This window comes from Micromonospora sp. WMMD812 (assembly GCF_027497215.1).
In the GTDB taxonomy this organism is placed as follows: domain Bacteria; phylum Actinomycetota; class Actinomycetes; order Mycobacteriales; family Micromonosporaceae; genus Micromonospora.
Genome location: NZ_CP114904.1, coordinates 2,246,458 through 2,268,199, shown reverse-complemented (window position 1 = coordinate 2,268,199; position 21,742 = coordinate 2,246,458). Strand labels below are relative to the sequence as shown.

Sequence of the window (21,742 nt, the reverse complement as noted above, 5' to 3'; positions counted from 1 at the left end):
GGCCCGCCCGGTCCCCGGCCGCCCGCCGGTCCGCCGCCGGGCTCCCGCCCGACCTCCGCCGGTGCGGCCGGCCCGCAGGCGCCGCGACCGGTCTCCGGCGCCCCGACGGTCCCGCCGCCCGCCCCCCGCGCGGGTACCGGCGGCCCGGCCGGTCCGCGAGGCGCCCGGCCGACCTCCGGCGGCCCGGTCGCGCCGCACGGCGCCGTCGGTCCCGTCCCTGGCGGCCCTGCCGCCGCGCCGACCGGGACCCACCCGACGTCGGGCGCCCCCGCCGCTCCGGGGCCGCACCCGACCTCCGGTGCGCCCGTCGGGCGGCGACCGGAGGCGGCGCAGCCCGGACGGCGGCCCCGGCCCGAGCCCACCGACCCGCGTGGCGTCGGGCCCGCCGGCATGCCAGCCGGTCGGCGTGCGGTCGGCGAACCGACCGACCCGGCCGGCGTAGCCCGTGGTGGTGCCGCGCCGACCACGACGCGAAACCTTCCCCCGGTCGGCCCGTCGGCGGTGCCGGGCGGGCTGCGCCCCGATCCGGCCGCGGATCGCGACCCCCGGCCGGAACCGCGCCCCGACCGGCGTCGCCGGGGGCCCGTCGACCCCGGCGCGCCCGCCCCCGGCGTCGGTCCGGTCACCGACCGCGGGCCGGGAGGTCCGGCCACCGACCGGGCCTCGGCTGGTGGTCCGGTCACCGATCGGGCCCCGGCTGGTGGTCGCAGGCGGGCGCCGGAATCCGATGCGCCGCCGGTGCCGCCGTCCGGCAACGCTCCGCTGGTCCCGGACGTGCCGACAGGCGAGCTGGGGAGCGGTGCGACCACCGCCGGTGGGCGTCGCCGTCGGGCCACACCGGACGACACCGACGCCACACCGGGTCGCCGGCGGGCGGTATCGGACGACGCCGACGCCACCGCGGGTCGTCGGCGCGGGGCGCTGGACGAGGCGGGGACGGCGACGGGTCGACGGCGCGCGCCGTCGGACGAGACGGAGACCACCGGCGGCCGCCGTCATGCGACGCCGGACGAGGCGGACTCCGCAACGGGTCGTCGGCGTGCGGGGTCGGACGAGACCGACGCCGCCACCCGTTCACCGGGTACGGCCGGGGCCAACGCGGCCCGCGGTGGGCGCCCGGAACGCCCGGCCGACTGGCTCCGGCAGGCGGGCCGGACGCCGCACACCGACCCGAAGCTCCCGGTGATCAACCGGCGCGGCGGAGCGGCCTCCGCCCCGGTGCCCCCGCCGGCACCGGACCGGTCCACCGGGCGTCGACCCGCTCCCGGCCTCGTCCCACCGGGCCAGGAGCCCGGTCCCACCCGGCCCGGCCCGGACGCCCCGACCCGCGGCGCGGCCCGGCCCGGTCCCGGCCCCGACGTGCCGGCCCGGTCCGGCCCCGACGTCGCGGGTCCGGCCGGTCCCACCCGGGGCACGGCCCGGCCCGGCGTCGACGGCCCGCCACGGCCCGGTGCCGACGGTCCCGCGCGGGGGGCGGCGCGTCCCGGCGGGGATGGTCCGGCCCGTGGGGTCGTCCGACCCGGCCCGGACGCTCCGGCCCGTGGGGCGGCCCGACCCGGCACGGAGGGTCCCGCCCGTGGGGCCGCGCGACCGGGCGCGGACGGTCCGCCGCATCCCGGTCCCGACCCGGCTGGCCGGCCCGGCCCGGGCGGTCCCGGCCGGCCCCCGATGGCAGCCGGCGACGAGCCCCCGCACCCCGGTGTCGGCCCTCGACCCGGCGCGCCCGCGGCGGCCCGTGCGGCCGCCCCCGGGCGACCGGCCCCTGAGGACCGTGTCGCCGGTCGGGCCCTGCCGCCGCAGCGGGAGCCGGGCCGTCCCGAACCGTCCGGCGTGCCGCCGGTCCCGGTTCCGGGCCGCCCGGTCGAGCCGCCCGCGGTCGCCCGGGCCGCCGCCGTCGTCCCGCCGCCCGGCCCGGCGTCGGACCGACCCGGCCCCGCACCGGAACCGGTCGGCCCTCCGCCGCTGCGCGACGCCGCCGCCGACGCGGACGGTTCGCACGACGACTCCGGCGGGGCGGACGGTGGCCTGCGCGGCGCCCGCTCCGAGCTGCGTCGACAGATGCGCGAGCGGCGCCGGCTGCGGATGGCCGTGCTGGCGACCGTCACCCTGGTGCTGCTCGGCGCCGTGCCCGTCTTCTTCGGCATCCGGACGTTGAGTCGCGACCCGGTCTTCGACACCCTCGACGCGCTGGACGTGCCCGGGTGGGCGGCGGTGACGACGGTCGACGACGTCAGCGGCAGCCGGTGGTGCCTGCTCGACTGCCGGTTGCGCGAGCGCACCGTCACCTCGGACAAGTCCCCACAGGAGACCACGCAGGTCTACGAGGACGCGTTGCGGCGCGACGGCTGGCAGCCGTGGAAGGTGGACCGTTGCCCGGAGAAGCAGGAGAAGGGCACCTACACCTGCTGGCGCCGGGACGAACTCACCCTCGACCTGTGGGTGCGCGAGCCGACCTGCGTGCCGCCGCCGGTCGACGGGGAGCCGGCCATCGTGCCGTCTCCCGACCCGTCGGCCGCTGCGGGAGCGTGCGCCGGCTCGTTGGTGTCGGTGAAGGTCCGCAACGCGATCGACGACGAGCGGACGCGGCCACAGCCGACCACCGACCCGTCGCTCACCGGTGAGGATCCGTTCCCGACCGTCAGCGGTGATCCGTTGGGTGAGTTGACACCCTCACCGTCGTGAGCCGGTTTCCATCACGGACGGTAGGGTCTGGGGCTGGCAGGCCCGCCTGCTCCCGTTGACCCGGCACGGGTCGTCGAGCGCCGGTGTGGGTACCACGGTCGCACGTTCCCGGGGCGTCCGGTCCCCGGAACTCTGCTTGAGGAGGACAGGCGTGGACATATTGGAGGTCGCGGCGCTGATCGCCGCGATCGCGTTCGCGATGCTGGTGTTGATCCTGACGCTGCCCATCCTGCGGCTGCGGCACACGGTGGACGCCACCACCCGCATGATCAACGACCTCAACGACCGGACCGCGCCGTTGCTCGGCGACGTGAACACCACGGTGAAGAACGTCAACACCACCCTGGAGCAGGTGCAGACCTCGCTCGACGGCGTCAACCTCCAGCTGGCCAAGGTCGACACGATGACCGGCCACGCCCAGAACGTCACCGCCAACGTCGCCAACCTGGTCGCCGTCGTCTCCGCCGCCGCGGCGAACCCGCTGGTCAAGGTGGCCGCGTTCGGCTACGGCGTCCGCAAGGCCGCCGCCGCGCGCCGGCATGCCGAGACCGAGCGTGAGGTGCGCGACACGATCAAGCAGCAGCGGCGGGCCGCCCGCCGCGGCGAGCACTGACCCGACCGGCGCGACCAGGAGGGCGAGGAGCATGAGACGGTTGTTCTGGCTGGGTGTCGGGCTCGCCGTCGGGGTGGTGGTGGTCCGCAAGGCGACCCGCACCGCGCAGTCGTACACCCCGGCCGGTATCGCGAGCACGATGTCCCAATCCGCTGGCGGCCTGGTCGAGTCGCTGCGTAGCTTCGTGGAGGACGTCCGGGTCGGGATGGCCGAGCGCGAGCAGGAGATCCACTACGCGTTCGCTCAGGGCGAGGCGTTCGACGACCAGTTCGCCGACCTGCGGGAGGATCCGCGGATCGGTGACCGAGAGATCTTTCCGGAGGAACACCAGCGATGAAGACGGCGGAGATCAAGCGGCGGTACCTCGCCCACTTCGAGGCGAACGGCCACACCGTGGTGCCGTCCGCTCCGCTGCCCGCCATCAGCGACCCGAACCTGCTGTTCGTCAACGCCGGTATGGTGCAGTTCGTCCCGTACTTCCTGGGACAGCAGGCCCCGCCGTACCGGCGGGCGGTCAGTGTGCAGAAGTGCATCCGCACCCCGGACATCGACGAGGTCGGCAAGACCAGCCGGCACGGCACGTTCTTCCAGATGAACGGCAACTTCTCCTTCGGCGACTACTTCAAGGACGGGGCGATCCCGCTCGCCTGGGACCTGGTCACCAAGTCCCAGGAGCAGGGTGGTTTCGGTCTCGATCCGGAGCGGATCTGGCCGACGGTCTACCTGGACGACGACGAGGCGTACGAGATCTGGCGGTCGGTGGGTGTGCCGGCCGAGCGGATCGTGCGTCGCGGCAAGGCGGACAACTTCTGGTCCATGGGCATTCCCGGCCCGTGTGGTCCGTGTTCCGAGCTGTTCTACGACCGGGGGCCGGAGTACGGCCGCGAGGGCGGCCCGGCGGTCGACGAGGACCGCTACATGGAGTTCTGGAACCTCGTCTTCATGCAGTACGAGCGGGGCCCGGGCACGTCGAAGGACGACTACCCGATCCTCGGGGAACTGCCGGCGAAGAACATCGACACCGGCATGGGCCTGGAGCGGATGGCGTCGATCCTGCAGGGTGTGGACAACCTGTACGAGATCGACGAGGTGCGGCCGATCCTGGACAAGGCGGCCCAGCTCACCGGGAAGCGGTACGGCGCGCACTCCGGGCACGTGGCCAGCGAGTCGCACCCGGACGACGTGCGGCTGCGGGTGATCGCCGACCACGTGCGGACGGCGCTGATGCTGATCGGTGACGGGGTGACTCCGTCGAACGAGGGGCGCGGTTACGTGCTTCGCCGGATCATGCGTCGGGCGATCCGGGCGGTGCGGCTGCTCGGCTGGCAGGAGCGGGCGCTGCCGGAGTTGCTGCCGGTGGCCCGGGACTGCATGGCGCCGTCCTACCCGGAGCTGGCCACGGACTTCGACCGGATCGCCGACTACGCGTACGCGGAGGAGGATGCGTTCCTGTCGACGCTGCGTGCGGGCACCACGATCCTGGACGTCGCGATCGCCGAGACCCGGACGGCCGGGGGCAAGGCGCTCTCCGGTGAGAAGGCGTTCCAGCTGCACGACACGTACGGCTTCCCGATCGATCTGACGTTGGAGATCGCCGGCGAGCAGGGCCTGCAGGTGGACGCGGAGGGCTTCCGCCGGCTGATGGCCGACCAGCGGGCCCGGGCGAAGGCGGACGCGCAGGCCCGCAAGACCGGCCACACCGACCTGTCCGCCTACCGGGCGGTGCTGGACGCCGGCGGCCCGGTGCGGTTCACCGGCTACAGCGAGGTGGCCCGGGAGTCCCAGGTCCGGGCGCTGCTCGGTGCCACCGGCCCGCTGGGTGCCGCCGTGGAGGGGGACACCGTCGAGTTGGTGCTCGACACCACCCCGTTCTATGCCGAGGGCGGCGGCCAGCAGCCGGACCAGGGCATGATCACCGTCGGCGCCGGCCAGCTCGAGGTGCTCGACGTGCAGCAGCCGGTGCCCGGCCTGATCGTGCACCGGGCCCGGGTGGTCCGGGGCGAGGTGCGCCCGGGTGAGACCGGCTTCGCCGAGATCGACACCACGCGGCGTCGCGCCATCTCCCGGTCGCACACCGCGACGCACCTGGTGCACCAGACCATGCGCAACTTCCTCGGCGAGTCGGCCACGCAGGCTGGGTCGCTGAACGCCCCGGGCCGGCTGCGCTTCGACTTCAACACCCCGACCGGGGTGGCGCCGAGCGTTCTGCGCGACGTCGAGCAGCAGGTCAACGAGGTGCTCCTGGCCGACCTGGAGGTGCACGCCTTCATCACCTCGCTGGAGGAGGCGCGGCGGATCGGGGCGATGGCGCTCTTCGGCGAGAAGTACGGCGAGGAGGTGCGGGTCGTCGAGGTCGGCGACTACGCCCGGGAGCTGTGCGGCGGCACCCACGTGGCCCGCTCCGCCCAGCTCGGCCTCGTGAAGATCCTCTCCGAGGCGTCGATCGGTTCGGGTGTACGCCGGGTCGAGGCGCTCGTCGGCATGGACGCGTTCAACTTCCTGGCCCGGGAACACCTGCTGGTGTCCCGCCTCGCCGAGCTCTACCGGGTGCCGTCCGACCAGGTCGCCGACCGGGTCGAGCAGACCGTCACCCAGCTCCGCGACGCGGAGAAGGAGCTGGAGAAGCTCCGCGCGCAGCTGGTGCTGGGCGGGGCGGCGGCGCTCGCCGCGCAGGCCAAGGACGTGCGCGGGGTCGCGTACGTCGGGACCGAGGCGCCGGAGGGCGCGGGCGGCAACGACGTGCGGACGCTGGCTCAGGAGATTCGCGGCAAGATCGACCCGGCGCGGCCGGCGGTCGTCGCCGTGGCGGCCCGGAGCAACGGGAAGGCGTCGCTGGTGGTCGCCGTGAACCAGGCGGCCCGCAGCCGCGGCCTGGCCGCGTCGGACCTGGTGAAGGCGGCCTTTTCCGGCCGGGGCGGCGGCAGCCCGGACCTGGCCCAGGGTGGCGGCCTGCCGGCGGCCGAGGCGCCGAACCTGCTGCTCACCGTCGAGAAGGCGGTTGCCGAGGCGTGATGGACGGCCATCGGCAGCCGGGGCGGACCGCGCGGTCCGCCCCGGCTCGTCCACCGGGGGGTGACCCTCGGTGAGTGAGGTGTCGCGCGGTGTGCGGCTCGGTGTGGATGTCGGGCAGGTCCGGGTGGGCGTTGCCCGCTCGGATCCGCACGGGGTGCTCGCCACGCCGTTGGTCACCCTGGCGCGGGACCTCACGACGGCGCCGGAGGCGGTGCCGAGCGACCTTGCCGAGCTGGCCGCCCTGGTGGCCGAGCACGAGGCGGTCGAGGTTGTCGTCGGCCTTCCGGTCAATCTCGCCGGCAAGCATGGCCCGGCGGCGGTCCACGTGAAGGCGTACGCTGGCCGACTGGCCGATGTAATAAGGCCCGTCCCGGTAACGCTCACCGACGAGAGGATGTCCACCGTCGTGGCTTCTCGTAGGCTTGCCGAGCGTGGTGTCCGGGGCAAACGTCAACGTGCGGTTGTCGACCAGGCCGCCGCGGTGGAGATTCTGCAGAGCTGGCTGGACGCGCAGCGGAGGCGGACGTAATGATCGACGATCTGGACTTGGGCTTCGATGAGGCGGAGCGGGGGGAGAAGGGCCGGCACCGGCGCGGCTTCGTCAACAAGCGGAAGCGCAAGTCCGGTGGGCGTGGCAAGACGGTTCTCGCCCTGCTGCTCGCACTGGTCCTGCTCGGCGGGATCGGCGGCGGCGCGTTCTACGGATTCGACCGGATCCAGAACTACTTCGTCACCCCGGACTTCGAGGGCGCCGGCACCAGCGAGGTGACGGTCGAGATCAAGCAGGGCGCGCTGATCGCCGACATGGCCGACGCGCTCTACACCGCCGGCGTGGTGAAGAGCTCGAAGGCGTTCGTCGAGGCGGCGGCGGACAACTCCCGGAGCAAGAACATCCAGCCCGGGACGTACAAGCTGCGCAAGGAGATGAGCGGCGAGCACGCCGTCACCGCGCTGCTCGACTTGAAGAACCGGATCGTCAACGGGATCACCATCCCCGAGGGGCGCACCGCCAAGAACATCTACAAGCTGCTCTCCGAGAAGACCAAGATCCCGGTCAAGGAGTTCGAGACCGCGGCGAAGGACCCGATCGGGCTGGGCGTGCCGGACTGGTGGTTCAAGCGCAGCGACGGTAAGAAGGTCACCCCCTCGATCGAGGGCTTCCTCTTCCCGGACACGTACGAGATCCCGCCGAAGGCGACCGCGGAGACCGTCCTCAAGCAAATGGTGGACAACTTCCTCTCGGTCACCGGCACCATGCAGTTCGCCGACCGGGTGCAGAAGGAGCGGGGCGGGATCACCCCGTACGAGGCGCTGATCGTCGCGTCGCTGGCGCAGGCGGAGGCGGGCAACAAGGACGACCTGGGCAAGGTCGCCCGGGTGGCCTACAACCGGGTGTACGGCGACTTCCAGTGCAACTGCCTGGAGATGGACGTCACGGTCAACTACTACCTGGAGTCGATCGGCCGGCCGACCAAGGCGTCCAAGGACATGACCGACGCCGAACTCGACGACCCGAAGAACCCGTACAACCGGAAGCTCAAGGGCCTGCCGCCGACCCCGATCGACAACCCGGGCAAGCAGGCCATGGAGGGCGCGATGGCGCCGCCGCCCGGCAAGTGGCTCTTTTTCGTGGCGATCGACAAGCAGGGGCACTCCGCGTTCGCCGACACCTACGAGCAGCACCAGGCGAACGAGGCGAGGGCCCGGGAGGCCGGCATCATCTGATGACGACCGCACGACGCGCGGCCGTGCTCGGCAAGCCCATCGCGCACTCGCTCTCCCCGGTGATCCACAACGCCGGTTACGCGGCGGCGGGGCTGGCCGGGTGGTCGTACACCCGGATCGAGTGTGCGGAGTCGGAGCTGCCGGGGCTGGTTGCCGGCCTCGGCCCCGAGTGGGCCGGGCTGTCGGTGACCATGCCGGGCAAGGAGGCGGCGCTCGCGGTGGCCGACGCCGCCTCGCCCGTCGCGACCGCGGTCGGTGCGGCCAACACGCTGGTACGCCGCCCGGACGGCTCCTGGTACGCGGACAACACCGACGTCGGCGGCATGGTCGAGGTGCTGACCGTGGCCGGTGTGCGCCCGGGCGCCGCGGTGACCGTGCTGGGCGCGGGCGGGACCGCCCGGGCGGCGCTGGCCGCGGCGGCCGGCCTGGGCGCGCGCGGTGCGACCGTGGTGGCCCGGCGCCCGGGGGCGGTCGCGCAGCTCCGGGCGGTGGCCGACGCGGTCGGTCTGCCGCTGGCCGGTGCGGGCTGGGCCGACGCCGCCCGGTACGCCGAGGCGGACGTGGTGGTCGCCACCGTGCCGAAGGGGGTCGCCGATCCCCTCGCCGCGGCGGTCGACTGGCGGGCCGGGACGGTGCTCTTCGACGCGCTCTACGACCCCTGGCCGACCCCGCTGGCCGCCGCCGCGGTGGCCGCCGGCTGCCGGGTCGTGTCCGGTCTCGACCTTCTGCTGGCCCAGGCGGTCGGCCAGTTCGAGCAGTTCACCGGCGTCGCCGCGCCGCGCGCCGCGATGGCCGCCGCGCTCGCCGCCGCCCGTCGCTGACCTGCGTCGCGCCCCGCGCCCTCCCGCCTCTCGGTGGGACGGGGGCGGTTCCCCGTGGCGGCCCTTAGCCGACGGTTAAGACCTGCTTAGGTCGTTCTGACCTCCCCGTGACCTGCCATGTTCACCGATACGCTGCTCTGCGTCACCACGATGGACACAGGGAGTCATCTGTGCGTAGGCCAGGACTGCACCGCCTCCGACACCACGGCGCCCGGCGCAAGGCCGTGCTCCTCGGCGTGCTCGCCGCGTCGGTGGTCACCGGCGTCGTGGCGACGATGATGCCGTTGCTGGCCGCCGACGACCCGGCCACCGCGGTGGTGGCCGACACCACGGCGACCACGGTGCCGCAGGACGGGAACAACGCGGTCAAGACGACGTTGGCGACCTGCCCGGCCCCGTGCGACGGCAACCCGCGTGGCCGCCGGGACGCGGTCGTCGAGTTCGCGGTGACCAGCGTTCCGGCCCACGCGGTCAACGTCCGGGCCACCCTGCGCGTGCACGCGTGGCGCACGGCCGCCGCCACGGTGACCGCGTACGCCTCCCGGGTCGACGCCCGGGCGGCGCGCCCGGCCCCGGGGGTGCCGGGTCCGGCCCTGGACGCGCTGACCGGCGTCCGCCCGGGCTTCAACGAGTGGGACGTCTCCGGCCTGGTCACCGGCAACGGCCTCTGGACGGTCTCGCTGGCCCAGGCGGGCCTGGACACCCGGATCTACTGGGCCTCCGTCGAGCACCGGGACGCCGGGCTGCGTCCCCGCCTGCTCGTCACGTACGACGTCGGGGTACCGCCGGCGCCGGTCGTCACCACCCGCCCGGCGCCTCCGTCGTCGCCGACCACGTCGCCTTCCCGGCCGAGGCCGTCGCCGACGGCGAGCGCGACCCGGCCCACGGTGCCGAGCGCGACGCCGAGCCCGCCCGTCGACTCCTCGGGGCGCTGCGGCGCGGTGTCCGCGACGCTGGTGCCGTCCTGCGGCGCCTGGTGGGGCATGTACGCGCCCGCCGGCCCGGCGGACGGCTGGGATCACGGTCGAGCCTTCGCCGAGGTGGAGGCGCAGGTCGGGCGACGGTTCGACATCGTGCACCGCTACCACGACTTCTCGAACACCGGCAGCAACGGCGCCTTCCCGGACGTGTACGAGCGGCAGCAGATGCGCGAGGGGCGACTGCTCTTCTTCGCCTGGGAGTCCCGGATCTTCGCCAGCGGCACCGTGCTGACCTGGGCGGATGTCTACAGTGGCCGGTACGACACGACCATCGACGCGGTGGCGGGCCGGATCCGCGACACCGGCGTGCCGGTCTTTCTGGGCTTCGACCACGAGCCGGAGGACGAGCCGGCCAAGGGTGGTGACGCCGACTTCGTCCGCGCCTGGCGGCACGTGCACGACCGGTTCGCCGCGGCCGGGGCGCACAACGCGGTCTGGGTCTGGACGATGATGGGCTGGTCCGGGCACTACGACCGGTACCGCGGGCTCTACCCCGGCGACCGGTACGTCGACTGGGTGGCCTACGACCCGTACAACTTCCACGTCTGCAACGGCAACCGCGTGTGGAAGAGCCCGAGCACGACGATCGGCGCCTTCTACCGATGGCTGGACGAGCACGGCGTGGGCGCGGGCAAGCCGCGGATGCTCGCCGAGTTCGGCACGAACTTCGACGCGGCCGACCGCGCGGCGAAGCAGCGGTGGTTCGAGGAGTTCCCGGCGGCGCTGAAGGCGCACCCGAAGATCAAGGCGGCCGTCTACTTCAACTCGGCCGGCATGACCAGCACATCCGCCACCTGTGACATGACGATGAACCACGACACGGCGGCGCTGGCCGGCTTCGCCCGCGCCGGCCGGGACAGCTACCTGCGCCAGCCCACCGAGCCGGCAACTGTGACGGGGCGGTGAACAGACGTCGATGAACGGGGTCGGACTTCCGACTCGCTACGCAGTGTCATCTTGCGGATACACTGACGGCCCAATCGGTGGATATCACCCACCTGTGTCGGCGAGGCACGCTACCCAGGTCCTCGTCCACCATGGAGGCGTAGCGTGCCCGAACTCCCGTTCCGTCGGCCTTTCGCCGGCAGACTTCGCATCTGGGCGGGGGCGGTCGCGTCGGCCACCGTCGCCGCGGTGCTCACCGTGCCGGCCCCGGCCTCCGCCGCGGTGGTCCCCGTTCCGGAGCCGGCGACGCTGGTGTCGGCGAACCCCGCCGACGTGACGCCGCACGCTCGCGACGGTGAGACGCGCGCCTTCGCGCAGGTCGGCACCACCGTCTTCGTCGGCGGCAGCTTCACCCAGGTCCGGCAGACCGCCGGCTCCGCGTGGGTCACCCGCCGCTACCTCTTCGCGTACGACCGGAGCACCGGCGCGATCTCCACCAGCTTCGCCCCCGTGCTGGACGGCGCGGTCAACACGCTGGTCGCCGGCCCGGGTGGGACGCTCATCGTCGGCGGCGCGTTCAAGACCGTCAACGGCGTCTCGCGGAAGAACCTGGTGGCGCTCAACCCCGCCACCGGCGCGATCCTCGCCAGCTGGGTCGGCCGATCCGACGGCGGGACGGTCCGCGACCTCGTGCTGCGCGGCAACCGCCTCTACGTCGCCGGGGCCTTCAACTGGCTCAACGGCACCGCGCACGTCGGTCTCGGCCGGCTCGACGCCAGCACCGGCGCGATCGACCCGGGCTTCACGGTCGACGCCACCGTCGGGCGGCACGGCACCGCCCCGTACGTCTGGACCATCGACGTCTCGCCGGACGGCGGCACCCTGGCCGTCGGCGGCAACTTCCTGGCCGTCAACGGCCTGCCCCGAAACCAGATGGCGCTGGTCGACCTGACCGGCACGCCGACCGTGCTGGACTGGAGCACCGAGAAGTTCGTGCCGCCGTGCGCCGCGCCGGCGACGTTCGTCCACTACGTCCAGGACGTCAAGTTCGGCGGTGGCGGCAGCTGGTTCGTGGTCGGCACCAACGGCGGCGCCGGCTGGCCGGCGGCGTACTGCGACGCGCTGGTGCGGTTCGAGACCGCCGCCCGGGGCGGCGGCCAGCTCGCCACCTGGGTCGACTACACCGGCACCGACACCATCACGTCGGTCGAGGTGGCCGACAACGTCATCTACCTCGGCGGGCACTTCCGGTGGTTGAACAACCCGAACGCCACCGACGCCGCCGGTCCCGGCGCGGTCGACCGGCTCGGCATCGGCGCGGTCAGCACAGCGACCGGCATGCCGGTCAACTGGAACCCGCGGCGCAGCGGAGGCTCGGCGCTGCCGGCCGGCGCGAGCGCGTGGGGCTCCTCGGTGCCGGTGCTCTGGCGTGGCCCCGACGGCCTCTACTTCGGTCACAACTCCGACGGGATGGCCGACGAGTACCACGGCCGGCTGGGCATGTTCCCGCTGGCCGGCGGTCGCACCGTCACCCCGCGGAACCCGCCCGCCGCCACCACCGGTCACCTCTACCTCGGCGTCGGGTCGGGTCAGCTGGCCCGGGTGCCGTTCGACGGCGTCGCGCTGGGCGCGGCGACCACGGTGAACCAGCCCAACTACACGGCGGCCGGCGCGACCTGGCGGGTCGACGACCGGATCTACTGGTCGCACACCGTGCCCGGCATGCCCACCGGGAGCCGGATCGACATCTCCATGTTCACCGGCGGAGCGATCGGTGTCCCGTGGGAGGCCTCCGGCTACAACGACTGGTTCACCCCGTCGACGCTGACCGGCGCGTTCTTCCTCGACGGCCGGCTCTACTACACCCGAAGCGGCGCCAACGCGCTCTACTACCGCTACTTCGAGACCGACGGCAACTACCTGGGCGGGACCGAGTTCAGCCTGCCCACGAGTGGGGTGACCTGGTCGAACGTGCGCGGGATGGCCTGGGTCGGCGGCCGGATCGTCTTCGGCGCGACCGACGGCGCGCTGCGCGGCGTCCCGTTCGACCCGACGGCCACCCCGGTGGTGAACGGCGCGGCGACGACGCTGATCGCGTCGGCGGCGCCCGGGCGGAGCTGGTCCACACCGTCGATGTTCTTCTCCGTGCAGTGACCGTGGTCCCGCCGCGGCGGGACATCGACAATCGTCCACATCGGCCCGGCGGGGGCGGCAACCGCCGCCGGGCACCACGACAGGGGGAGGGGTCGGTGGCGGGTGCCGGTGGCCTGCGCGGTCGGCGCACGGTGCGTGCGGTCTTCGCGGCCAAACGGGCCTGGTACCGGCTGCGCTACCGGGGGCTGTCGCTGGGCCGCGACGTCGAGATCCGCGGGCGGATCCGGCTGCGCCGAGGGGTGCGGGTCACCATCGGCGACCGGACGCGGCTCAACAAGCTGGTCCGCTTCGCCGGCCCGGGTGAGGTGCGGGTCGGCGCGGACTGCCTGCTGAACGCGACCTGGATCGGCAGCTGGACGTCGGTCCGCATCGGCGACCGCTGCCTGCTGTCCGACTGCGAACTGCTGGACAACGACTTCCACAACCTGCCACCCGGGCAGCGGCACGACCCACCCACCCCGGCCACCCGCGCCCCGATCGTCGTCGAGGAGAACGTCTGGATCGGTGCGCACGCGCTGGTGCTCAAGGGGGTGCGGATCGGCCGCGACTCCGTCGTCGGCGCCGCGACGGTCGTACGGGAGGACGTCCCGCCCGGGGCCGTGGTCGCCGGTAACCCACAACAGACGGTGAAGAAGTTCCATGACTGAACCAGAACACGGTCCCTGGCCGGCCGGCCGCCCGACCGGCGGCCCACCGGCCCGCAGCGTCACCCTCACCGACCTGCTCCGCGTGCCGCTGCACCGGTCCCGGCTGGTGGCCGCCCTCGCCGCGGCGGGCCTGCTGGCCGCGCTCGGCTACCTGCTGCTGGTGCCCCCGGCCGTCACCGCCAGCGCGGTGGTGGCGGTGCGACCGGTCGTCACCGACGCGTTCACCCCGAGCGGCGCGGGGGCGGACCGCGCGGTGAACATGAACGTGGAGAGCGGCATCGCCACCGGCACCGAGGTGGTACGACGGCTCGCCGACGCGGTCGGCGACGACCCGCGGGACGTCCGCGACGCGCTCGAGGTGGAGGTGCCCACGGGCGGGCAGATCCTGCGCTTCCTCTACCGGGCGCCCGGTCCGCAGCGCGCGGTGCGCAGCGTCAACCTCGCGGCCGATGCCTACCTGAACGTGCGCCGCACCATGTACGAGCAGCAGCGCGCCGAGATGCTGCGCTCCTACGACGAGAGCATCGCGAAGGTCGTCGCCCAGCAGGGCGAGGTGCAGAAGCGGGCCGGTGGAGCGCGGGACGCCGCCGTCGCCGAGCTGGCCGGGATCAACAGCCAGCTGACCCAGCTCAACGCCGCGCGCACCGAGATCGCCGCGGTCGACGTGAACCCCGGCTGGGTCACCCAGGTCGCGGAGAAGGCACTGGTCTCCTCCGCCGGGAGCCGGGTGCTGCAGCCGCTCGCCGGCCTGCTCGGCGGGCTGCTCTGCGGGGTGGTGCTGGCGTACCTCTGGGAGTCGGTGGACCGGCGGGTCCGGTCGGTCGGGGACGGCCGGGAGGTCAGCGGCCTGCCGCTGCTGGGCACGATCCGCCGACCGCCGTTGCGCGGCGCCCGCCGGGCGGCCGACGCCGATCTGCGCTACGTGGCGATGGCGATCGCCGAGCGGGTCCGCCAGCCGGTCCGGGTGTCCCTGGTGACCGCCCGGGAGGATCCGACCGCGTTCACCGCCGGCCTCGCGGTGGCGCTGGCCGCCGATGGGCGGGAGGTGTTCGTGGCCGACGACAGCGGGCGCGTCGAGCGGCTGCGCGCCGCCGTGCTGGGCGACCGGGGGCGGCTGGCGGCGCCCGCCGACCCGGCCCGGTCAGTCGTGCCGAAGCCGCGCCCGGCGGGAACGGCGGCCGCCGGCGGCGGCCCGGTGGCGAGGCCGGTGGCGGCCCGCCGGCCGTCTCCGCACCCACCCGGCGCCCGCCCGTCGACCGACCCGGACGCCACCCTGACCCTGCCCCGGGAGACCGTCGCCCGGGCCGTCGTGAACGGGCGGCCGGTCGCCGACGAGGTGCCGGTGGGCCTCGGTCGCGTCCGGTTCGGCAGTTGGCGACAGGGCGCCGACCACGGCCTGGTGCTCTACAACGCCCCGCCGGCCGAGGCGGACGAGCGCGGCGTGTCGATCGCCCGCCAGGGCACCGCGGTGGTCGTGGTGGAACGCGACCGCACCCGGCAGAGCGACCTGCGCCGCCTCGTCGAGCGGCTGCGCGCCGCGGGGGTGACACCGCTCGGCTTCGTGCTCACCGGCAACGGCCGAGCCTGACCGTGGTCGCGACCCGCGCCCCGGCGACCAGCGAACCGGCCGGGGGAGACCCCCGACCGGCGCCACCGCCGGAGTCGCCGCCGGCGTCCGCGCCGCCGCTGCTGCCGCTCTGGCCGCTGGCGGTGATGTTCGGCCTGGTGCCGGTCTGGTGGCTGGCCGGCGTCTTCTACCTCGGCTGGCCCCTGCTCGGCGCGCTGCTGCTCGCGCTGCTGCTGACCCGGGGGCGGGTGCCGCTGCCGCCGGCGGCGGGGATCTGGCTGCTGTTCCTTGCCGTGGTCGTGTTGAGCGCCACGCAACTGCCGTCGGCGTCCGCGGTGCTGACGTTCGCGTTGCGTCTGGCGTTCTACGTCACCGCGCTGGTCGTCGGGGTGTACGTCCACGCCGCCGCCCGCGAGCGCACCGACCTGGTGCCCGTGCTCGCCCCGCTCTGCGCGTTCTGGCTCGGGCTGGTCGTGCTGGGCTGGCTCGGGGTGCTGGCGCCGCGGCTGGCGCTGGCCACGCCGACGGAGGTGCTGCTGCCGGACGGGGTGGCCCGCATCCCGTTCGTCCACGACATGGTGCACCTGACCACGACGGAGTTCAGCGACCGTTCACTCGACCCGATCTACCGGCCCGCCGCGCCGTTCGCCTACACCAACAACTACGGCAGCGCGTACGCGATGACCCTGCCCTGCGTGGTGGCCGTCGCCATGCTGCGACGGCGCGGTGCGCTGCGCTGGGTGTTGCTGGCCTCGGTGCCGCTCTCGCTGGCCCCCGCGTTCCTCACCCTCAACCGGGCGATGTTCCTCAGCCTCGGCGTCGGTCTGGCCGTGCTCGCCGTCCGGGCCGGCCTGCGCGGCAACGTCCGGGTGGCCGTGTCGGTCGTCGGTGTGGTGGTGGTCGCCGCGGCGGCCACCCTGTTCATCCCGGTCGCCGACCTGATCAGCCGGCGACTCGAGAGCAGCGACACGAACACCGACCGGCTCTCCCTCTACCTCGAGGTGCTCCGCCGGGTGCGGGAGTCGCCGTGGCTGGGGTACGGCGCTCCGGTCGACGTGGACACCGTCTCGGCGGACGCTCCCATCGGCACGCAGGGGCAACTGTGGATGGTGCTGTTCAGCCACGGCGTTCCCGCGCTGATCTGCTTCGTCGCCTGGTTCGTCGTCGCCGCGGTGGTCTGCGCCCGGGCCACCTCGGCCGCCGGGCAGTGGCTGGCGGCGGTGCCGGTGGTCTGCCTGGCGCAGATCCCGTTCTACGGCATGGCCAACCAGAACCTCGCGGTCGCCTTCTTCGCGATCGCCTTCGCCATGGCGCTGGCCGCGCGGGAGGCGCCGGCCGGGCCGGCGGGGCCCACCCACCCCGTCCGGGCGGTGGTGCCGGCGTGACCGCGGCGACCCGGCCGGCCGGGATCGGCGCGGCGCCGGCCGCCGGCTCCGGCGTCGACGGGGCGACGGAGAGCCGGCGTGGCGCCCGCACCGGCGTCGCCGGCCTGGCCGGCGCCGCGGCCAGCGGTCTGTTCGGCTTCCTCCTCGCGGTGGTGATCACCCGTGGCTGGGGTCCGGTCGGCGCGGGCGCCTTCTTCGCCGCGATCGGGGTGGTCACCGTCGCCACCGCGGTCTGCACACTCGGCGCGGAGACCGGCCTGATGTGGGCGCTGCCCCGACGGCGTGCCGGGGCGCGGGGCGACGCCGCCCGGGTGCTGCCGGTGGCACTGATCCCGCCTCTGGTCGCGGCGGTGCTGGTGGCCGTCGCCGGGGTACTGGCCGCGGCGGCGCTCGCCCCGCGGCTGCTGAGCGGCTCGGGCGCCGAGGGTCCGCCGCTGCTGGCGGTCACCTTCGCGGCGGTCCCGGTGGTGGTCGGGATGACCCTCCTGCTCGCGGCGGTGCGCTGCTTACGGCCCATCCGGGCGTACGTCGGGGTGCAGTTCCTCCTGCTGCCGATCGCCCGGCCGGCGCTGGTCGGCGCGGCGGCCCTCGCCGGCGGCGGTCTGCTCGTCGGGATGACCGGATGGTTGGTTCCGGCGGCGCTCGCCCTGCTGGTCTGCCTCACCCTGGTCGCCGGCCCGCTCGGCCTGACCCGGGGCGCCCGGCTGCGGCCGGCGCCGGCCGACTGGTCGACGTTCTGGTCGTTCGCGCTGCCCCGGGCCGCCTCCGCGGCGATCGACGCGGGCAGCATGTGGGTGGGCGTGCTGCTGACCTCGGTGCTCGCGGGGCAGGCCGATGCCGGAGTGTTCGGCGCGGTCGGCCGCTACGTGCTCGCCGGGCAGTTGGCCCTGCAGGGGCTGCGGGTGGCCGTGTCGCCCCAACTGTCGCGCCTGCTCGGCCAGGGGGAGCGGGCCGCCGCGGCGGCGGTGCACCGGCACCTCACGGTCTGGGCGTTGGTGCTCTCCTGGCCGGTCTACCTGCTGCTGGCCGCCTTCGCGCCGGCGTTCCTCCGGCTCTTCGGCCCCGAGTTCGACGCCGGCGCGCCCGCGATGACCGTGCTCGCGCTGGCGATGCTGGTCAACACCGGGGTGGGCAACGTGCAGAGTCTGCTGCTGATGGGCGGCCGCAGCGGTCTGCACCTGGCCGCCACGCTCGCCGGGCTGGTGGTCACCGTCTCCCTCGCGCTCTGGCTCGTCCCGGGACACGGCGCGACCGGCGCGGCGCTGGCCTGGGCGGCCGGCATCGTCACCGAGAACCTCACCGCCGCCGGCTGCGCGCGAGCGGTGGTCGGCCAACCCCTGGTCGACGCGGCGCTGCTGCGCGCCGCGGCCGGGACGGTCGCCGGGGTGGGGGTCGCCGCGCTGGCCGGCGTGCTCGTCGCCGGCCGGGGGATCCCCGGCCTGGTGGTGGCGCTGGCCGTGCTGACCATTGGTTGCGCCGGCCTCGTGACGGTGCCCGGGGTGCGGCGACGCATCCGGGCGGGCATCAGGCGGATCCGCGGGCCGGAGCGGGCGGCGCCGACGCGCCCCCGCACTCCGGCCCCGACGAAGGGCAGGTGAGGGCGGTCGTGTCGTCCATCCGGGACCGGGTCAAGCAGCTCGTGCCGACCCAGGTGAGCCGGCGGGTGAAGGACTCGCTGGTCGACTACGGGGTGCGGACCAGCGACCGCCGGCCACCGCCGGACTTCCTCATCATCGGCACCAAGCGCGGTGGCACCACCTCGCTGTGGAACTACCTCGTCGACCATCCGCTGGTGCCGCGACTGTTCCCGGCCTGGAACACCAAGGCCACGCACTACTTCGAGGAGAACTGGCACCGGGGCGAGGCCTGGTACCGCTCGCACTTCCCGACCGCCCGGCAGCGAACGGCGCTGGAGAACCGGCACGGCGGGCCGGTGCGGGTCGGCGAGGCCGCGCCGCTCTACATGTTCCACCCGCTGGCCGCCCAGCGGGTTTCCGCGTTGATGCCGTCGGTACGGCTGATCGTGCTGCTGCGCGACCCGGTGGAGCGGGCGTACTCGCACTGGAAGGAGCGGCGCACGCACGGCGTCGAGCCGCTGGACTTCGCCGAGGCGCTGACCGCGGAGGAGGAACGGACGGCGGGGGAGCGGGAACGGCTGATCGCGGAGCCGGGGTACCACAGCGAGCGCCACGACTGGTACAGCTATCGGGCCCGGGGACGCTACCTGGAGCACCTGGAGCCGTGGCTGGACCGGTTCGACCGACGGCAGATCCTCGTCCTGCCCAGCGAGGACCTCTACCGCGACGCCCGCGCCACCTACCGCCGGACGCTGGAGTTCCTCGAACTGCCCGCGTTCGACCCGCCCGACTTCCGGGTCTACAACGACCGGCGGTCGGCCCCACTGGAGCCGGCGCTGCGGGCCGAGCTGGCGGCGTACTACCGGCCCTACAACGACGCGCTCCGGCGGCACCTCGGGCTGGACCTCGACTGGCCGGACCGGACGGCGTGAGCGGGCGGTTCGCCGGATCCGCCGACCCGCGGTCGCGCGCCGACGGGCTGGGCTGGGTGTGCCGGGCGGTCTTCGGTGACGCGCGGATCGCGCTGACCGTGGGCGGGGCCCCGCCGGCCGGACACCGCGCCGTGGCCCGGTACGCGGTGGTGCCGTCGCTGTCCCGGCCCCGGTTCCTGCTGCCGCTCGGGGCGTCCCGGGTCACCGCGGCGTCGCTGCTGGCGTACAACGCGTTGCGGCCACCGCGGGTGCGGGCGGTGCGGGCCGCCCTCGGCGGGCTGTCCCGCCTCGGCGCGGCCGGCCCGGCCTTCCCGACCCTCACCGTGTCGGTGCCCGCCGGCACGTGCCCTGCCGACGTCGTACTGGCCGCGCGGCTCGCCTTGGACCTCGGGGGCGCGCCGCTGCACGCCGCGTGCGGCGTACGGCCCCCGGACCCGAACCACAAGCCCACCCTCCAACTCTTCGCCGCGGACGGCCGCCCCCGCGGCTACGCGAAGATCGGCTGGAACGGGGCGACCCGGGCGCTGGTGGCCGCCGAGGCCGCCGCTCTCCGCGCCCTCGGCGCGCTGGGCGGCGCGCCCGGGCACCCGGTGACGCCCCGGCTGCTCACCGAGGTCCACTGGTCGGGGCAGGTGGTCGCGGTGGTCGAGCCGCTGCCGCCCCGGGTGCGCGGGCTTCCGGTCACCGACCCGCCGTCGGCCGAGGCGCTGCTCGCGGTCGCCCGGCGGGCTCGGCCGCCGGCGGCGCCACGGCCGCTGGCCGGATCGCCGTTCCTGTCCCGCCTGGCGGCCGAGGCGAGCCGGGCCGCCAGCGCCGACCCGGCCGGGGCGCGGGCGATCGCCGGAGTGGCCGACCTCGAGCGGCGGCACGGTGACACCGCGGTCGAGTTCGGACACTGGCACGGCGATTGGGTGCCGTGGAACCTGGGCCGCCACGCCGGGCGGCTGGTGGCCTGGGACTGGGAGCACAGTGGAGCGGACGTCCCGCTCGGGCTCGACCTGGCGCACGACGCGTTCCAGCGGGCCCTGGTGCTGCGCGGGGAGCCGGCGGCCGCCGCGGCGCGGGCCGTCGACACGCAGCTCGACCGGTACGGCGGCCGGCTCGGCCTCGGTCCGGCGCAGCGGCGGCTCGTGGCCGACGCGTACCTGCTGGAGCTGTGGCTGCGGACGTGGCGGTTGGCGGACGCCGGTGCGGGCTGGAACGCCGCGCTGCATCCCGCGTTGCTGCAGGTCATGGCGGAGCGATCAGGCAGGATCCGGACTTATCGCCACGCCGATGGACGTTGACCCGCACCGGAGAGTGACGGGAGAATTGCCACTCGTGACGGAGGCCCACGGGCCGCGGCTGGCCGCGCTACGCCCGCCGACCTGGGACCTCGACTGACCGTCCGGTCGTCACCTTTTCCCGGCCGGTCGACCGGCCGTTCGCCACCGCGTGGCGACGGTCGGAACTCCAAGCGAACGTGTGGGGAGTCGCGTGGACAGGAACATCGACGACGGGGGTCCCGCGACCCTGCTGCTGGTCAGCTCCAGCGGCGGCCACCTGGCCCAACTGCTGGCCCTGCGCCCCTGGTACGAGCGGTGGCCTCGCTGCTGGGTCACCTTCGATACCCCCGAGGCGGTGTCGCTGCTCGCCGGCGAGGAGCTGGTGCCCGCCCACCACCCGACCACCCGGAACCTGCCGAACCTGCTGCGCAACGCGGTGCTGGCCTGGCGGGTGCTGCGCCGCCGCCGGATCGCCGCGGTGGTCACCACCGGCGCGGGGGTCGCTGTGCCCTTCGTGGTGCTGGCCCGGCTGCGGGGCGTGCCGACCGTCTACATCGAGGTGTACGACCGGATCGACACCCCGACGCTGACCGCCCGGCTCTGCCGCCCGTTCCTCTCCGTGATGCTCGTGCAGTGGGACGAGCAGCGCCGGCAGTACCCGGAGGCGACCGTCGTGGGGACGTTGCTGTGAGCGAGGACGCCACGAACGGGACGGCGCCGGAGCCCCGGGTCGCCCCGGCCCGGCCGGCCGCGCAGCTCGCCGGCCCGCCCGGGCACCCCGACCCGGCTCGGCCGGCCGCGCAGCTCGCCGGCCCGCCCGGGCACCCCGACCCGGCTCGGCCGGCCGCGCAGCTCGCCGGCTCGCCCGACCCGGCGCGGGTGCCCCGCCAGCGCGACCGCGCCGACGCCGCCCGACTCCAACTGCTGCTCGCCGTCGGCACCGACGCCCACCCGTTCGACCGGCTGCTCGACTGGCTGGAGGAGTGGCACGGTGACGCCGCCGCCCTGGTCCACCTCACCGTCCAGCACGGGCACACCCGACCCCCGGCGGTGCCCGGCGCGGTGCCGTTCCTCAGCCACGAGGCGTTGCAGGCCGCGCTCGCCGGTGCCGACCTGGTCGTCTGTCACGGCGGCCCGGCGACCATCCTGGAGGCGCGCCGGCACGGCCGCCTGCCGATCGTCGTGCCCCGGGATCCCGGCCGCGGCGAACACGTCGACGACCACCAGCAGCTGTTCGCGCGCCGGCTCGGCGCGGCCGGCATGGTCGCGCTCTGCGAGTCCCGGCAGGCGCTGCGCGACGCGCTGGCCGTCGGGCTGGCCGACCCGGCCCGGTTCGCGGTCGCGGCCGACCAGGGGGCGCAGGCGGCGCAACGAGCGGCGGTGGCCCGGGTCGGGCAGATCGTGGACAACCTGGTCGCCGCCGCGTCCCGGCCACGCCGACCCTGGTGGCGGGCGTGGACCCGGCCGGTCCGGGTCGACGGGCGGAACCGGTGACGC

At 74.8% G+C, this 21,742-nt stretch carries 17 protein-coding genes; all 17 read left to right on the top strand.

All coding sequences use genetic code 11. The annotated features are described in order from the left end of the window. The first annotated feature begins 2,058 nt into the window (after nt 1-2,058). The 17 genes from O7603_RS10250 (at nt 2,059) to O7603_RS10170 (ending at nt 21,739) form a co-directional block, all read left to right on the top strand. Nucleotides 2,059-2,682, top strand: a complete 624-nt coding sequence (locus tag O7603_RS10250) for a hypothetical protein (RefSeq protein ID WP_281576659.1) — start codon at nt 2,059-2,061, stop codon at nt 2,680-2,682. Between the two features lie 151 nt (nt 2,683-2,833). Next, nucleotides 2,834-3,295, top strand: coding sequence for a DUF948 domain-containing protein (locus O7603_RS10245; RefSeq protein ID WP_281575457.1), 462 nt, complete (start codon nt 2,834-2,836; stop codon nt 3,293-3,295). Between the two features lie 31 nt (nt 3,296-3,326). Next, nucleotides 3,327-3,632, top strand: a complete 306-nt coding sequence (locus tag O7603_RS10240) for a hypothetical protein (RefSeq protein WP_281575456.1) — start codon at nt 3,327-3,329, stop codon at nt 3,630-3,632. Beyond that, the gene (alaS, locus tag O7603_RS10235) at nt 3,629-6,307 is read left to right on the top strand and encodes an alanine--tRNA ligase (RefSeq protein WP_281575455.1); all 2,679 of its coding nucleotides are present in this window, start codon (nt 3,629-3,631) and stop codon (nt 6,305-6,307) included. The genes O7603_RS10240 and alaS overlap by 4 nt, the downstream gene beginning before the upstream one ends. Nucleotides 6,308-6,377: 70 nt before the next feature. Beyond that, a complete protein-coding gene (ruvX, locus tag O7603_RS10230) occupies nt 6,378-6,836 on the top strand; it encodes a Holliday junction resolvase RuvX (protein ID WP_281575454.1) in 459 nt (152 codons plus the stop codon). Beyond that, on the top strand, nt 6,836-8,032 hold the full coding sequence (gene mltG, locus O7603_RS10225) for an endolytic transglycosylase MltG (protein ID WP_281575453.1): 1,197 nt from the start codon (nt 6,836-6,838) through the stop codon (nt 8,030-8,032). The genes ruvX and mltG overlap by 1 nt, the downstream gene beginning before the upstream one ends. Then, nucleotides 8,032-8,853 (top strand): shikimate dehydrogenase, encoded by an 822-nt coding sequence (locus O7603_RS10220; protein WP_281575452.1) that lies wholly within the window; start codon nt 8,032-8,034, stop codon nt 8,851-8,853. Before mltG ends, O7603_RS10220 begins: the two co-directional genes overlap by 1 nt. Nucleotides 8,854-9,023: 170 nt before the next feature. Continuing rightward, nucleotides 9,024-10,739, top strand: a complete 1,716-nt coding sequence (locus O7603_RS10215) for a glycoside hydrolase (protein WP_281575451.1) — start codon at nt 9,024-9,026, stop codon at nt 10,737-10,739. Between the two features lie 189 nt (nt 10,740-10,928). Beyond that, entirely contained in the window at nt 10,929-12,872 is a 1,944-nt protein-coding gene (locus O7603_RS10210) for a hypothetical protein (protein ID WP_281576658.1), read from the top strand. Between the two features lie 95 nt (nt 12,873-12,967). Continuing rightward, nucleotides 12,968-13,519 (top strand): acyltransferase, encoded by a 552-nt coding sequence (locus tag O7603_RS10205; protein ID WP_281575450.1) that lies wholly within the window; start codon nt 12,968-12,970, stop codon nt 13,517-13,519. Further along, nucleotides 13,512-15,107, top strand: coding sequence for a lipopolysaccharide biosynthesis protein (locus O7603_RS10200; RefSeq protein ID WP_281575449.1), 1,596 nt, complete (start codon nt 13,512-13,514; stop codon nt 15,105-15,107). The genes O7603_RS10205 and O7603_RS10200 overlap by 8 nt, the downstream gene beginning before the upstream one ends. A gap of 98 nt (nt 15,108-15,205) precedes the next feature. Beyond that, nucleotides 15,206-16,471, top strand: coding sequence for an O-antigen ligase family protein (locus O7603_RS10195; protein WP_281576657.1), 1,266 nt, complete (start codon nt 15,206-15,208; stop codon nt 16,469-16,471). 23 nt (nt 16,472-16,494) lie between these two features. Continuing rightward, nucleotides 16,495-18,069, top strand: coding sequence for a lipopolysaccharide biosynthesis protein (locus O7603_RS10190; protein ID WP_281576656.1), 1,575 nt, complete (start codon nt 16,495-16,497; stop codon nt 18,067-18,069). 8 nt (nt 18,070-18,077) lie between these two features. Beyond that, on the top strand, nt 18,078-18,980 hold the full coding sequence (locus O7603_RS10185; protein ID WP_281575448.1) for a sulfotransferase domain-containing protein: 903 nt from the start codon (nt 18,078-18,080) through the stop codon (nt 18,978-18,980). Next, nucleotides 18,977-20,266: a hypothetical protein gene (locus O7603_RS10180; protein WP_281575447.1), complete on the top strand. Its 1,290-nt coding sequence runs from the start codon at nt 18,977-18,979 to the stop codon at nt 20,264-20,266. Before O7603_RS10185 ends, O7603_RS10180 begins: the two co-directional genes overlap by 4 nt. A 190-nt stretch (nt 20,267-20,456) precedes the next feature. Then, on the top strand, nt 20,457-20,936 hold the full coding sequence (locus O7603_RS10175; protein WP_281575446.1) for a UDP-N-acetylglucosamine--LPS N-acetylglucosamine transferase: 480 nt from the start codon (nt 20,457-20,459) through the stop codon (nt 20,934-20,936). A gap of 188 nt (nt 20,937-21,124) precedes the next feature. Continuing rightward, complete coding sequence (locus O7603_RS10170) at nt 21,125-21,739, top strand: glycosyltransferase (RefSeq protein WP_281576655.1); 615 nt, start codon at nt 21,125-21,127, stop codon at nt 21,737-21,739. Nucleotides 21,740-21,742 lie beyond the last annotated feature (3 nt).

Excerpts from the sequence above, each read along its gene's own strand:
- O7603_RS10250 (WP_281576659.1), top strand. The coding sequence starts at position 2,059 with ATGCGCGAGCGGCGCCGGCTGCGGATGGCCGTGCTGGCGACCGTCACC.
- O7603_RS10240 (WP_281575456.1), top strand. The coding sequence starts at position 3,327 with ATGAGACGGTTGTTCTGGCTGGGTGTCGGGCTCGCCGTCGGGGTGGTG.
- alaS (WP_281575455.1), top strand. The coding sequence starts at position 3,629 with ATGAAGACGGCGGAGATCAAGCGGCGGTACCTCGCCCACTTCGAGGCG.
- mltG (WP_281575453.1), top strand. The coding sequence starts at position 6,836 with ATGATCGACGATCTGGACTTGGGCTTCGATGAGGCGGAGCGGGGGGAG.
- O7603_RS10220 (WP_281575452.1), top strand. The coding sequence starts at position 8,032 with ATGACGACCGCACGACGCGCGGCCGTGCTCGGCAAGCCCATCGCGCAC.
- O7603_RS10200 (WP_281575449.1), top strand. The coding sequence starts at position 13,512 with ATGACTGAACCAGAACACGGTCCCTGGCCGGCCGGCCGCCCGACCGGC.